The organism is Dyella sp. RRB7 (assembly GCF_022761115.1).
Lineage (GTDB): Bacteria > Pseudomonadota > Gammaproteobacteria > Xanthomonadales > Rhodanobacteraceae > Dyella.
Genome location: NZ_JAKWJS010000004.1, coordinates 36,374 through 50,446 on the forward strand (window position 1 = coordinate 36,374; position 14,073 = coordinate 50,446).

Consider the following 14,073-nt stretch of genomic DNA (forward strand, 5'->3'; position numbering starts at 1 on the left):
TTGCTGTCATAATCCGCTACCAGCATTCGGGATAAATCCCAGGAGGCGGTCATGCTCAGTGTTGAACAGACCCTCACCGAACGTCTGCCATGGTTGGCGCAACATCCCCTGATCCGTCGGCCGGTCGCCGGCATGCTGGGCCGTCTGGCCGATGAGGATGGCTTCAACCGTACGCTCGACGCGATCGGCGAGGCTGAAGGTTTTGATTGTGTCGAGCGTGCGCTCGAGCTGCTCGGCGTCAGCTACTTCGTCAACCCGCGTGAACGCGAGAACATTCCCGTCGAAGGCGGGGTGTTGATCGTCGCCAACCATCCGCTGGGCATGATGGACGCGCTGACCCTGCTGCAACTGGTGGGTTCGGTACGCAGCGATGTGCGCATCCTCGCGAACGACTGGCTGATGTCGATCCCCCAACTGCACAAGCTGCTGTTGCCGGTCGACGTGTTCGGCAAGGGTGCGGCCTCGCGCATGCGTGCGATCTATCGCGCGCTGGAGCATGGCGAAGCGTTGATCGTGTTCCCGGCCGGCGAGGTGTCACGCGTCCGGCCCTCCGGCGTCAGCGACGGTCGCTGGGCCGATGGATTCGCCCGGCTGGCGTTGCATAGCCGCGTGCCGGTGTTGCCCATCCACGTGGCGGCCCGCAACTCGGCCATGTTCTATGGCTTGTCGATGCTGGCCAAGCCGCTAAGCACGGCCATGTTGCCGCGCGAGGCGATTTCGCCGGTGAGTCGACGTATCGGTTTCAGCGTGGGCGCGCTGGTTTCGGCGGATGAACTGGAGCAGCACAGCGGCGGCTCCGCCAAGCGTGCCGCCAAGCTCATGCGCCGTCATGTGTATCGGGTGGGGCGCCATCGCGGATTGATCTTCGGTGGCCAGGCGCCACTGGCGCATCCCGAGCCCACCGAGCGCGTCGCTGCCGAATTGCAGGCGCAGGCCGAGAAGCTGGCCGATCTCAATGACGGCAAGCAGGTGCTGCTGTTCAAGGGCGCATCCGACAGCGTGGTGTTGCGCGAAATTGGTCGCCTGCGCGAGCTGACGTTCCGCAAGGTGGGCGAGGGCACCGGCACCCGTCGCGATTTGGATGTCTACGACCCGCACTACGAGCACCTGGTGCTGTGGGACCCGAAGGCGCTGCGTATCGTGGGCTCCTACCGCTTGGGACATGGCGGGCGTTTGATCCAGGAGCGGGGCATGGCTGGCTTGTATACCTCCAGCCTGTTCAGCTATTCGCCGGCGCTGGAGTCGCGGCTGGCGCAGGGGTTGGAGCTGGGGCGCAGTTTCATCGCGCCGGCCTATTGGCGCTCACGGGCACTGGACCAGCTGTGGCAGGGCATCGGCCTCTACCTGCAGCGACATCCGGAGCTGCGTTACCTGTTCGGCCCCGTCAGTATGTCGGTCAGCTTGCCGCGTGAGGCGCGCGAGTGGATCGCGGCCGCTCACCAGCATTACTTCGGCGCGCCTGGCCTGGCCTCGGCGCGGCAGCCGTTCGTAGTGTCGCCCGGGGTGATCGATCTGGTACGCGGCGCCCTGGCGGGTCTTGATCCTGCTGCCGGCCTGGGCAAGCTCAAGCATCATCTCGATGCCCTGGGCGTGAGCCTGCCGGTGCTGTATCGCCAGTATGTTGATCTGGTGGAGCCCGAGGGCGTGCAGTTCCTCGCCTTTGGCGAGGACCCGGGTTTTTCAGGCTGCGTCGATGGGCTGGTGATGCTCGACCTGGCGACGCTCAAGCCGGCCAAGCGAGCCCGCTACCTGGGCAAATAAGGGCCGCCGCGCCCTATGCGCATCCTTGCGTGCAAGGCGCAAGGATGCGCCAGTCAGGGGCGAAAGATGATCCTTGAAAGAGGCGGATTATTTCGCCATGACCGGCATTGGCCGGGCAACCGTGATCACTTGGTAAATTTACTGTAAAATACTTATGTAACCCTTAGGGTATTGATTGGGTGCGCCGAAGGTTATTTCGCGGCATCGATCGATAATGCATCACTGGATTTAGCTGTCTCCGCCTGATCTCACCCGATCGGGCTTTTTTACGCCCGGGGGAAACGTTTAAAATTACGTTAAGTGGCATGAAATTGCGATTTTGAGCAAGGAGTTACGAAATATATTTCGTGGTTCGAAAGAAGTTGCTTATTAGTTGCCGCTCCTCCATCCCACAACCGATTGCTGGCCGCCTCCGGGCGGGCGGCACACATAATTTTTGTTACCTCTGGAATCGACGATGATGAAACGAAACCACCTTTCTATGGCGATTGCTGTCGTGTTTTGTATGGCAGCGGGTTCTGCGTTCGCGCAGGACGCCGCCGGCCAGGCCGATCAGACCACCGTCAACAAGGAAGCGACCGTTCTGCGCGGCGCATCCAGCACCTCCAACACCACCACCTCCAACGACACCAAGCGCGTGCAGCAGCTGAACACGGTGACGGTGCAGGCGCAGAGCCTGTCGCTGGGTGGCGGCCTGATGTCGGTGCAGACGGCGCCCAAGGCGGTTTCGACCATTACCCGCGACGCCATCGTCAAGGCTGCGCCGGGCGGCACCTTCGTGCAGATGATCGACAGCATTCCCGGCGTGAATGCCTCGACCGACGACGTGAGCGGCCTGGCCAACGGCAACTACCAGATCCGTGGCTTCACCAGCGACGAAATCGGTACGACCGTGAACGGCGCGCCGATCAATGACAGCGGCAACTACAAGGTCTATTCGACCGAGTACGGCGACACCGAGAACATGGGTGACATCACCGTGCTGCAGGGCTACCCGGACGTCGACACCCCGGTCTCGGGTGCCGCCGGTGGCGCCATCTCCTGGGTGACCATCGACCCCTCGCATACCGCCGGCGTGGATTTCGCCCAGAGCCTGGGCAACCACGACTATCGCCGTACCTTCCTGCGCTTCAACACGGGTGACATCGGCCCGGTGCGCGCCTGGCTGTCGTACTCGAACAACACCTCCGACTTCTGGCGCGGCCCGGGCGACCTGAACGTGACCAAGGTCGACGGCAAGGCGCTGTGGACGATCGACGACAACAACTACGTCTCCGCCTCGTTCCAGTACAACCGCGAGCGTAACTACAGCTACGACAGCCTGACCAAGGCCCAGGTCGCTCAGGGCGGTTACTTCCAGAGCTACGAAGCAACCTACAACCCGAACAACATCACCGATGCCAAGAACTATTGGCAGCTTCACACCAATCCGTTCACCAGCTGGCTGGCCAGCGCGGACGGCGAGTTCAAGCTCAGTGACAGCCTGCGCCTGTCGGTGGTGCCTTACTTCTGGTACGGCAACGGCGGCGGCGGTGGCGGCTACTCGTTCACCGAGTCGACCAAGACCCAGAACAACATCGGCTACGCCAACCTTGACGTGAACAACGACGGCAAGATCGGCGGCACGGCCGTGGCCTACGACGACTCCCAGACCTTCACCTACCGTCCCGGCATCATCGCCAAGCTGAACCAGGACTTCGGCGAGAACGACAGCCTGGAATACGGTTTCTGGTACGAGCGTCCCCGCCAGCAGCAGCAGGAAGTGTTCACCCCGACGGCCAATGGCGTGCCGACCGATTTCTGGGCCACCACGGATCTCATCCGCTATTCCAACGGCGTGATCCAGCGTCTGTATCGCGAGTACACCGCTTCCGATACCCGCAAGGTGTTTGCCACCAACACCTGGACGCCGGACGACAAGTGGACCATTACCGCCGGTGCCGCGTACCTGTGGGAACAGCGTAGCGGTTACGACTACGAGAACTGGGGCAGCAGCGGCAACACCGGCTCCTATGCCAAGTACAACCAGTTCGGTGGCGAGGGCAGTGCCACGTACCACAAGGTCAGCCCGACGGCTGGCGTGAAGTACCAGATCAACGAAGAGAACCAGCTGTATCTCGGCGCGGGTCGTACCTTCCGCGCACCGATCAACGGCGCACTGCTGCAGAACGTTGCCGTTGAGGAGTTCCCGTCCAACGCCGCCAATGCCGCCGCCGGCAAGTACGGCAACAAGCCTGAGACGGCCACCACGGTGGATCTGGGTTGGCGCTTCTACGCGGATCAGGTCTCGGCCAACGTCGATGCCTACGAATCGCATCTGAACAACAAGCAGATCTCGGGCTACGACAACACCACCGGGCAGACCGTCTACCTGAACTTGCCCAAGATGCACATGCGCGGCGTGACCGCCGAGGGCAGCTACAAGTTTGCTCAGGACTGGACGCTGTACGGCAACTACTCGTACCAGAAGGCCATCCTCGACGGCAACGTGAACACGTTCGGCGACGGCGTGTATACGACCGAAGGCAAGACGTTCCTCAACACGCCGAAGAACTCCGGCTTCGTGCGTGTCGGCTACGACCACGGTCCGTTCTGGGCAAGCCTGGACGCCAAGTACCGCGGCTCGATCTACGGCGACTGGATGAACACCGAGAAGGTCGGTGGCTACACCGTGTTCAACTTCAACGCTGGCGTGAACCTGCCGGATTTCGCCGATTGGCTGCGTCACCCGTACATCAAGTTGAACGTGTTCAACCTGGCCAACAGGCGTGCGCTGACCAACGCCAACAACATTGGCGCGTTCCTGGCCAGCAACCCGGGTAATGAGTACAAGGACCCGACGACCGGCAAGGCGCTGTACACCTCGACGCCGTACTACTCGCTGCTGGAAGACCGCACCTACATGGTCACCTTCGGCGTTTCGTTCTTCTAAGCAACAACGGACCACATGTCCGATCCAGGCCGGCCCCTTCGGGGGCCGGCTTTTTTTTGCCCCACGAAAAAGTGGTTTTCACGTCTGAGCGGGATTTGGCTGCCAGGCAGGAGCCGCCTGTCATCCGTCGGTCCCGGTACTGCAGCAACGCCGTGAGGCCCCACTTTCGCCCCTGCGACAGCCACTCGCCAGCGGCAAGTTCATGCGCGGACAGCCCGCATGAGGCGCAAGTTTTGTGAGGAATACGTCAATAAGTTACGAATTTGTAATATTATGCGCTTACATTCGCCGTGATGAGTTCAGGCCGGTGGCTACCTCCGAGCACCCCGGACTAATCAAATAATCTCAGGGTATCAGTCACTTAAGGCGGTGGCGGAGGGGCATGGGACTCCTCTGTGCTGATCCCGTGTTTTTTTGCGAATCTCTTAGGGGTCGAATCTCGATGAACATCGCTTTGCGTAATAAATTGCTGCCGGTGGCCATTGCGGCGCTGCTTGCCGCATCGCCAGTCTTGGCGCAGGACACCTCCTCCTCGATCAGTGGTCGCGTGCTCGATGCCAGCGGCCAGCCGGTGGCCGGCGCCACCGTGCAGATCGTGCATGAGCCCTCGGGCACCACCAAGACCACCACCACCGACGCCAGCGGCCGCTATTCGGCACAGGGTCTGCGCGTGGGTGGTCCGTTCGATGTGAAGGTTTCCAAGGATGGTACCCAGACCGAGCAGGAGAATATCTATCTGCAGCTGGCGCAGGACACCGCGGTCAATCTGACGGTGGGCGCTGCTCAGGCGGCACAGAATCTTTCAGCCATCTCCGTCTCGGCCAATACGCTGTCGCAGACCTTCACGCCGGATAACAAGGGTCTGTCGACCAACATTTCGCGTCGTGAGCTGGAAGCCACGCCGACCCCGAATCGCTCGATTCAGAACGTCGTGCGCCTTGATCCACGCATCACCATTACCGATCGCGCCCGTGGCGAAATCTCCGCCGTTGGCCAGAACAGCCGTTACAACAACATCACTGTCGACTCGGTGAGTGCGAACGATCCGTTCGGCCTGAATGCGAATGGCCTGCCGACGCTGGGCACGCCGATCTCGCAGGACACCATCGAGGAATACAACATCTCGACGGCGAACTACGACGTGGCCACCCGCCGTGGCCTTGGCGCCAACATCAACGCCGTCACCAAGAGCGGCACCAACGATTTCCATGGCTCGGTCTACTACGTGTTCCAGAACACGGACATGATCGGCCAGAACGAGCAGGACAAGGACTACGCCGGCTTCAAGCGCCAGTGGACCGGTGGCGCCACGGTCGGTGGCCCGCTCATCAAGGACAAGCTGTTCTTCTTCGCCTCGGTGGAAAAGAGCGAGCAGGTGGGTTCGGGCAGCCCCTATGGCACGGAAGATTCCGGCGCCGCGACGCCGATCAAGGGCCTGACCAGCTCGCAGGTGCAGCAGGTGCGTGACATCGCTGCAAAGTATGGCCTGACCGATATCGGCTCGGTCGGCGGCGGCAACTCCAACCTGATCGACAAGCGCTACCTCGGCAAGGTCGACTGGAACATTACCGACAATCATCGCGCCAGCTTTACCTATAGCGAGACGAAGGAAAACAAGCCGATCATCACGGGCAGCAACACCAAGCTCGTATTGTCCAGCGGCTGGTACAAGACCAACGTCGACAACAAGAGCTACGCGCTGCATTTCTACGACGACTGGTCGGACATCTTCTCGACTGATACCACGCTGTCATATGCCAATTTCCAGCAGAATCGCGGCCCGTACAACGGCGTGGATATGCCCGATATCACGGTGTATCCGACGACATCGGGTGGTCCGGCAGTAGAGTTCGGCACCGAATATTCGAGCCAGGCCAATGTGCTGAAGGTCAAGACGCTCAATGCGGCCTGGGCCGGTACGCTGTACCTGGGCGATCACACCTTGAAGGGTGGTCTCGATTACGAAAAGGACAAGTATTACAACTTGTTCCTGCAGAACTATTTCGGCTCGTACACTTTCCGCGACATCACCGGCAACCCGAACTCGGGTCTGCAGAACTTCAACCTGCTCAACTACTACCAGTACCGCTACAACCGTCCGACGACCGGTTTGAGCCTCGGCGACGTGGCTGCGCGCTACAACCTCAATCAGTGGGGCGTCTTCCTGCAAGACACCTGGCAGGTCACCAACAATCTATCGCTGCAGTATGGTGTACGCGTCGACATTCCGCTGATGGACGACAAGCCGCTCTATAACGCCACCTTTGCTGCCCCGCCGGGTGTCAACGCAAAGGGCCAGGCTACGGGTGGCTTCGGGCGCACAAACCAGACCACGATCAATGGCAATCGCGTGGTGCAGCCGCGCGTGTCGTTCAACTATGCCTTCAACACCGAGCTGATGACCCAGCTGCGTGGTGGTGCGGGCCTGTTCGTGACCAATCAGCCGGGCGTGTGGCTGGGCAATATCTTCTCCAACTCCGGCATGACGCAGACGCAGTTCAACTGCGGCCCGACCCAGGCGGCACCCTGCAATGGTGCTAACGGTCAGCCTTTGCCGGCGTTCAGTCCCGACCCGCACGGCCAGAACGACGGCGCGATCGGTGCGGGCCAGATGACGGTCAACACCATCTCGCCGGGCTGGCACATTCCCACCGCCTGGAAGTACAGCCTGGGCGTTGATCGTGAGTTGCCCTGGTACGGCCTGATTGCGACGGCCGACTGGGAACACATCGATCAGCGCGATGCGGTGTGGTTCCAGAACCTCAATCTGGGCGCACCGACGTTCCAGACGCCTGATGGCCGCAACTCATACTACGCGGTGCAGGGCTTGGACCCGGCAGCCAAGGGGCAGTCTGTTCGCGCGAATGCCAACCAGGCGTTCTCTGGTCAGGTCATCAATCTGGCCAACACCAGCAAGGGTCAGGCGGACAGTATCGCCCTGTCCCTGAAGAAGCCGTTCTCGGATGACTGGTCGGGCATGATCGGCTTCACCTGGAGCCACGCGACCGAAGTGAATCCGGGTACGTCGTCGGTGGCGAACTCGAACTACCAGTACAGCCAGGTCTACAACTCGAACGAGAACGTTGCCAGCACGTCCAACTATTCCGTGCCGCGTCGCGTGATCGCATCGTTGAACTGGCAGCATCGCTTCTGGGGTGACTACGCCACCAGCGCCAGCATCTTCTACGACGGCCATTCGGCGGCCCCGTATAGCTGGACGTTCGGCAACGATGCCAACGGTGACGGCTACACCAATGATCTAGTCTATATCCCGCGTCCGGGTGATGTCGTGTTCCGTCCGGGTACCGATCCGAAGCTGATCGAATCGTTTTATGCCTATATCCAGAAGAACGATTACCTGAAGGATCACCAGGGGCAGGTAGCCCGCCGCAACGCTGACCGCGCTGGCTGGATCAACCAGATCGATCTGAGCTTCAGTCAGGAGATTCCCGGCATCTTCAAGGGCAATAAGGGCATCGTTCGCTTTGACGTCTACAACTTCACGAACCTGCTCAACAAGCATTGGGGTATCGAGAAGCGTCAGCCGTTCAGTAGCAACGGTCGTTACCTTGCCGACTACTACGGCATCGATGCAAAGACCGGCAAGTACATCTACAACATCGACTGCGGTGGCAAGGCGAGCTGCACGAACTACAATTCCGGCGGCGTGTATTCGCCTCTGGCCGTGCCCACCTACATCAACAACAACGATGACCTTGCCCAGCGTTGGTCGGTTCAGTTGACGTTGAAGTACACCTTCTAAGCGCTTTTGCTTGCAAAGGTTTTGAAGTCAGGCCGGCGTCCGTAAGGGCGCCGGCCTTCTTTTGGCTTGACCCTGCCATGCCTGCCGCGGGAAGCTACCCGGTCCGCCACGTTCCGAGCGGACGTATGAGCCGCGAGGGCGCGGCCAGGAGAATGTTTCAATGAATGACACCCAAGCCGGCAAGTCCGGTCGAGCCCCCACCGTCAGCGCGCGCATTTCCCCCGCCGGTGGCTTGGATATCCTGTCCCGCAACGAGGTCGCGCGCCTGCGCGACGCCAGCGGTTCGGGCCTGCACGCCTTGCTGCGCCGCTGCGCGCTGGCGGTGCTGACTTCCGGCAGCATGAGCGATGATCCGCGCACCATCCTCGAACAATTCCCCGATTTCGACATCCAGGTGCTGCAGCAGGATCGCGGCATCAAGATCGAGCTGACCCATGCGCCGGCGCAAGCTTTTGTCGATGGCCAGATCATCCGCGGCATCAACGAGCTGCTGGTGGCCGTGGTGCGCGACATCGTCTACGTGTCGACGCAGATGGAGCAGGGCAACTTCGACCTGGACGACAGTGTCGGCCTCACCCATGTGGTGTTCGAGATCCTGCGCAACGCGCGCATCCTCAAGCCGCAGATCGATCCGAACCTGGTGGTGTGCTGGGGCGGTCATTCGATCTCGCGCGACGAGTACGAGTACACCAAGCAGGTGGGCTACCAGCTCGGCCTGCGCGGCATGGACATCTGCACGGGCTGCGGCCCGGGCGCCATGAAGGGCCCGATGAAGGGCGCCACCATTGCCCACGCCAAGCAGCGTCGCCGCAACAACCGCTACATCGGCATCACCGAGCCGGGCATCATCGCGGCCGAATCGCCGAACCCGATCGTGAATCACCTGGTGATCATGCCGGACATCGAGAAGCGTCTCGAAGCGTTCGTGCGCATGGGGCACGGCATCATCGTGTTCCCGGGCGGCGTGGGCACGGCTGAGGAAATCCTCTATCTGCTGGGCATCCTGCTACATCCGGACAATGCCGGCGTGCCGTTCCCGCTGATCCTTACCGGGCCCAAGCAGTCGTCCGCCTATTTCGAGCAGATCGACCGCTTCCTGCGCCTCACTCTGGGCGACGCCGTGGCCCAGCACTACCAGATCATCGTGGATGACCCGGCGGCGGTGGCGCGTGCCATGGTGCGTGGCATCGACAAGGTGCGTAACTATCGCCTGGACAACAAGGATGCGTTCTTCTTCAACTGGGCGCTCAATATTCCGTATGCGTTCCAGCTGCCGTTCCGCCCTACCCATCAGGCCATGCGCGCGCTCGCCATCCATCGCGACCGTCCGCGCCACGAGTTGGCGGCAGACCTGCGTCGCGCCTTCTCCGGCATCGTCGCCGGCAACGTGAAGGAAGAGGGCATGCGCGCCATCGAGCAGCACGGCCCGTTCGACATCGATGGTGACGCCGACGTCATGCACGCCCTGGATGAGTTGCTCAAGGCCTTCGTGGCGCAGGACCGCATGAAGCTGCCGGGCGGCACGGCGTATGTGCCCTGCTACCGGGTGCTGACCGGGGCGACGGCCCATTGAGTGATTTCAGGTGGCGCGGAAGTCTTGACAGCCCGCTCCTGGATATACAAACTATCCAGCTCACCCCGCCCGAATAGCTCAGCTGGTTAGAGCACTTGACTGTTAATCAGGGGGTCGCTGGTTCGAGTCCAGCTTCGGGCGCCATCTTCGACAAGGCCTTGCAGCGATGCAGGGCCTTGTCTTTTTGTGCGCCCCCGTAGAAGACGGCCGTCGCCTGGCGAGCGCTACACTGTGCCGGGGCAACGGAGGGGTGCCATGCGACTGTGCATGCTGGCGTTGATGGGGATGCTCCTTGCGGGCTGCGCGAGCGAGGGTGGTCTGGAGCAGGGCAAGCCCACATTCCAGGCGAGTACCAGCAAGCTCGATTCCCACTACGTGGCCTGCGTGGTTGCCCAGTGGTCGAAGATTTCGCCCACGACGCATGCCGAGGAGACGCCGGGCGGCTTCCGGGTGACGGTGTCCAACGGCAGTACCCGCAGCGAAGAGTTGCTGATCGTTCTGAGCCGGGCCAGTGGCGCCGACGTGATCTTGCATGAGCGCGTCGAGGTGCTGGCGCTGCGCGCCTATCGCGAGACGGCCAAGGCCTGTCTCTAGCCCCGGCCATGGCGGTTGTGAGCTAGCCGCCGTCCGCGCAGCGATGGGCTTGTTCGTCACTGGCTCTTGAGCCGTAGATGCGCCCGGCAATGGACACGGTGACGGCCAGCGCCCCTTCCGTGTGGCCCTGGCGGCACAGCGTGAAGCCGGTATTGCTGCCGCCCGCGCTGCCATCGGCCTGGAAGCGGATGCGTTGACGGCCGGTGGTGCTGAGGATGGTGAGCCGATGATGGCTGCCGGCGGCCAGCCTGGGGGCGCCGTCCAGCTGATCGGCGCGTTCGCTGCGATAGTGGCCGACCAGCCAGCCACCTTCCCAGTGCAACTCGTCGGAGCACTGGGCACCGTCGCGTGAAGGGCACAGCATGGCGCGACGACCGGTATGGATGGCCAGGCCTCGCGCGTGCTGCAGGGCGACCAGGATGTCCGACTGCGCCACCTGCAGCTGGCTGCGCTCCCGCAGCTGCCCCAGGGCGGGTACGGCGATGCAGGCGAGGGTGGCCAGGACCACCATCGTCAGTATCTGCTCGATCAGCGTGAAGCCGCCTTGTCGCCCCGGTGCGACCGGTTCATGCCATGCCTTCATGCATCGCTCCCCCGCGTTGCCTGGCCAGTCAGGCTAATCAGCCTGCGATCTGGCAGCAGTCATCGCCCCGACGCGCCCCGCGTCATAGCCTGCTGACAGGCCCTGTCAGCAGGGTCGATTTAAAATGGGCCGAGGCGCCCCCAGATGACAGCCATGACTGACCGCTTCGAACTCGTCTCACCTTACAAGCCGTCCGGCGATCAGCCGGAGGCCATCCGCAAACTCGCTGAGGGTTTCGAGGCCGGCCTCGCGGCACAGACGCTGCTGGGCGTCACCGGCTCGGGCAAGACCTACACCATCGCCAATGTGATCCAGCAAGTGCAGCGCCCCACCATCGTGATGGCGCCCAACAAGACGCTGGCGGCGCAGTTGTATGGCGAGTTCAAGGAGTTCTTTCCGCACAACGCGGTGGAGTACTTCGTCAGCTACTACGACTACTACCAGCCGGAAGCCTACGTGGTGGCGTCCGATACCTTCATCGAGAAGGATGCGTCGATCAACGACCACATCGAGCAGATGCGCCTGGCCGCCACCAAGGCGCTGCTGTCGCGCAAGGACGCGATCATCGTCGCCACGGTGTCGGCGATCTACGGCCTCGGTGATCCGGAGGACTATCTGTCCTTGCGCCTGATCCTGGCCAAGGGCGAGCGCATCGACCAGCGCGCACTGATCCACCAGCTCACCGAGCTGCAGTACACACGCAACGAGATGGAGCTGAAGCGCGGCACCTATCGCGTGCGTGGCGAGATCATCGACGTGTTTCCCGCCGAATCGGAAACCGAAGCGCTACGCATCGAACTGTTCGATGGCGAAGTGGAGAACATGTCGCTGTTCGATCCGCTCACCGGCGAAACCATCCGCAAAGTGCCGCGCTACACCGTGTATCCGCGCACCCATTACGCCAGTACGCGCGAGAGCGTGTTGAACGCGATCGAGACCATCAAGGTCGAGCTGAAGGAGCGGCTGGAGCAGTTGTACAAGGACAACAAGCTGGTCGAGGCGCAGCGGCTGGATCAGCGCACGCGCTTCGACATCGAGATGATGGCCGAGGTGGGTTACTGCCAGGGCATCGAGAATTATTCCCGGCATCTCACGCGACGCGGTCCCGGCGAGCCGCCGCCGACGCTGTTCGATTACTTGCCGGCCGATGCACTGCTGGTGGTGGACGAATCGCACGTGACCATTCCGCAGCTGGGCGCCATGTACAAGGGCGACCGCTCGCGCAAGGAGACGCTGGTGGAATTCGGTTTCCGCCTGCCGTCGGCGATGGACAATCGCCCGTTGCGCTTCGAGGAGTGGGAGCAGCGCGCGCCGCGCTCGATCTACGTGTCGGCCACGCCGCGCGAATACGAATTGCAGAAGTCCGGCGACGCGGTGGTCGAGCTGGTGGTGCGCCCGACCGGCCTGATCGATCCCGAGGTCGAGGTGCGCCCGGTGCGTACGCAGGTGGATGATCTGCTGGGCGAGGTGCACAAGCGCGTGGCCATGGGCGATCGCGTGCTGGTGACCACGTTGACCAAGCGCATGGCCGAGAACCTCACCGAATACCTGGGCGAGCACGGCGTCAAGGTGCGCTACCTGCACTCGGATATAGAGACCGTGGAGCGCGTGGAAATCATCCGCGACCTGCGCCTGGGCGAGTTCGACGTGCTGGTGGGCATCAACCTGCTGCGCGAGGGCCTGGACATGCCCGAGGTGTCGCTGGTGGCGATCCTCGATGCGGACAAGGAAGGTTTCCTGCGCTCCACCGGTTCGCTGATCCAGACCATCGGCCGCGCCGCGCGCAACCTGCGCGGCAAGGCGATTCTCTATGCCGACACCATCACCCGCTCGATGAAGGCGGCCATGGACGAAACGGCGCGCCGTCGCGAAAAGCAGCAGGCTTACAACGAGGCGCACGGCATCACGCCGCAGTCGGTGGTGCGACGCATCGCCGACATCATGGAGGGCGCGCGCAGCGAAGGGGCGAGCCGTGGCCGTGGCAGCCGTGGCGAGCGCCGTGCAGTGGCCGAGAAGGGCGCCGATTACGCGGCGCTCAGTGCCGACCAGGCCTCGGCCATGATCAAGAAGCTCGAGGCGCAGATGTACAAGCACGCCGAGAACCTGGAATTCGAAGAGGCCGCCCGGTTGCGCGACCAGATCCACCAGCTGCGGGAACGGGCCACGCGCTGACCCGTTTCCGCAAGGCCATGGCCGGACCAGTTGTCGCCGGATGCCCGACCACGTATACTGCGCGGCTCGCGCGGTCCGCCGTGCGAGATCCGGGCGGTTAGCTCAGCGGTAGAGCACTACCTTGACATGGTAGGGGTCACAAGTTCGATCCTTGTACCGCCCACCAATACCGACGAAACGGCGCGGCCCTCGGGTTCGCGCCGTTTCTTTTTGCGCCAACGGAGCAGCCAATGACTTACCTGTGGATCAAGAGCTTCCATCTGCTGTTCGTCATCGCCTGGATGGCCACGGTGTTCTACCTGCCGCGTATCCTGGTGAATATCGCCGAGGCCGGAGACGAGCCGGCGGTGCGTGCCAGGCTGGTGTTGATGGGGCGGCGACTGTATCGCTTCGGACACCACATGTTCGGGCTGGCTTTCCTGTTGGGCCTCACCTTGTGGCAGGGCTGGCGGGTGTTCCCGGGGGTGTTGCCGAATTTTGGCGATGCCCACTGGCTGCATGCCAAGCTGGGCTTGGTGGCGCTGCTGCTGGTTTATTTCATCTGGAGCGGGCGTCTGCTCAAGCGCAGCGGGCAGGGCGGTGTGTTGCCCGCGTCGAAGACGCTACGCGTGATGAACGAGCTGCCGGTGCTGGTGCTGCTGGCGGTGATCTATCTGGTGATCGCCAAGCCGTTCTGAGCGAGCTTTCCGTAGGAG

General features: G+C 62.3%; 8 protein-coding genes and 2 tRNA genes. 9 read left to right on the forward strand and 1 reads right to left on the reverse strand.

The genetic code is table 11. The annotated features are described in order from the left end of the window. Nucleotides 1-51: 51 nt before the first annotated feature. From MJ606_RS11235 to MJ606_RS11260, 6 genes are all read left to right on the forward strand, one after another. Nucleotides 52-1,761: a lysophospholipid acyltransferase family protein gene (locus MJ606_RS11235; protein WP_243049614.1), complete on the forward strand. Its 1,710-nt coding sequence runs from the start codon at nt 52-54 to the stop codon at nt 1,759-1,761. Between the two features lie 505 nt (nt 1,762-2,266). Continuing rightward, the gene (locus tag MJ606_RS11240) at nt 2,267-4,693 is read left to right on the forward strand and encodes a TonB-dependent receptor (RefSeq protein ID WP_243049615.1); all 2,427 of its coding nucleotides are present in this window, start codon (nt 2,267-2,269) and stop codon (nt 4,691-4,693) included. A gap of 442 nt (nt 4,694-5,135) precedes the next feature. Then, a complete protein-coding gene (locus tag MJ606_RS11245) occupies nt 5,136-8,456 on the forward strand; it encodes a carboxypeptidase regulatory-like domain-containing protein (RefSeq protein ID WP_243049616.1) in 3,321 nt (1,106 codons plus the stop codon). A gap of 160 nt (nt 8,457-8,616) precedes the next feature. Next, nucleotides 8,617-10,029 carry a nucleotide 5'-monophosphate nucleosidase PpnN gene (gene ppnN / locus MJ606_RS11250; RefSeq protein ID WP_243049617.1) on the forward strand — a complete coding sequence of 471 codons (1,413 nt, stop codon included), beginning with the start codon at nt 8,617-8,619 and terminating at the stop codon, nt 10,027-10,029. Nucleotides 10,030-10,096: 67 nt separating this feature from the next. Further along, nucleotides 10,097-10,173, forward strand: a tRNA-Asn gene (locus MJ606_RS11255). A 111-nt stretch (nt 10,174-10,284) separates the two neighbouring features. Continuing rightward, complete coding sequence (locus tag MJ606_RS11260) at nt 10,285-10,623, forward strand: hypothetical protein (protein WP_243049618.1); 339 nt, start codon at nt 10,285-10,287, stop codon at nt 10,621-10,623. Between the two features lie 22 nt (nt 10,624-10,645). Here MJ606_RS11260 and MJ606_RS11265 read toward each other — a convergent pair whose 3' ends face one another. Beyond that, nucleotides 10,646-11,206: a GspH/FimT family pseudopilin gene (locus MJ606_RS11265; RefSeq protein ID WP_243049619.1), complete on the reverse strand. Its 561-nt coding sequence runs from the start codon at nt 11,204-11,206 to the stop codon at nt 10,646-10,648. Between the two features lie 153 nt (nt 11,207-11,359). Between MJ606_RS11265 and uvrB the strand changes: the two genes are divergently transcribed. From uvrB to MJ606_RS11280, 3 genes are all read left to right on the forward strand, one after another. Beyond that, nucleotides 11,360-13,378, forward strand: coding sequence for an excinuclease ABC subunit UvrB (gene uvrB / locus MJ606_RS11270; protein WP_243049620.1), 2,019 nt, complete (start codon nt 11,360-11,362; stop codon nt 13,376-13,378). 91 nt (nt 13,379-13,469) lie between these two features. Further along, a tRNA-Val gene (locus tag MJ606_RS11275) sits at nt 13,470-13,544 on the forward strand. Between the two features lie 64 nt (nt 13,545-13,608). After that, nucleotides 13,609-14,055, forward strand: a complete 447-nt coding sequence (locus tag MJ606_RS11280; protein ID WP_243049621.1) for a CopD family protein — start codon at nt 13,609-13,611, stop codon at nt 14,053-14,055. Nucleotides 14,056-14,073 lie beyond the last annotated feature (18 nt).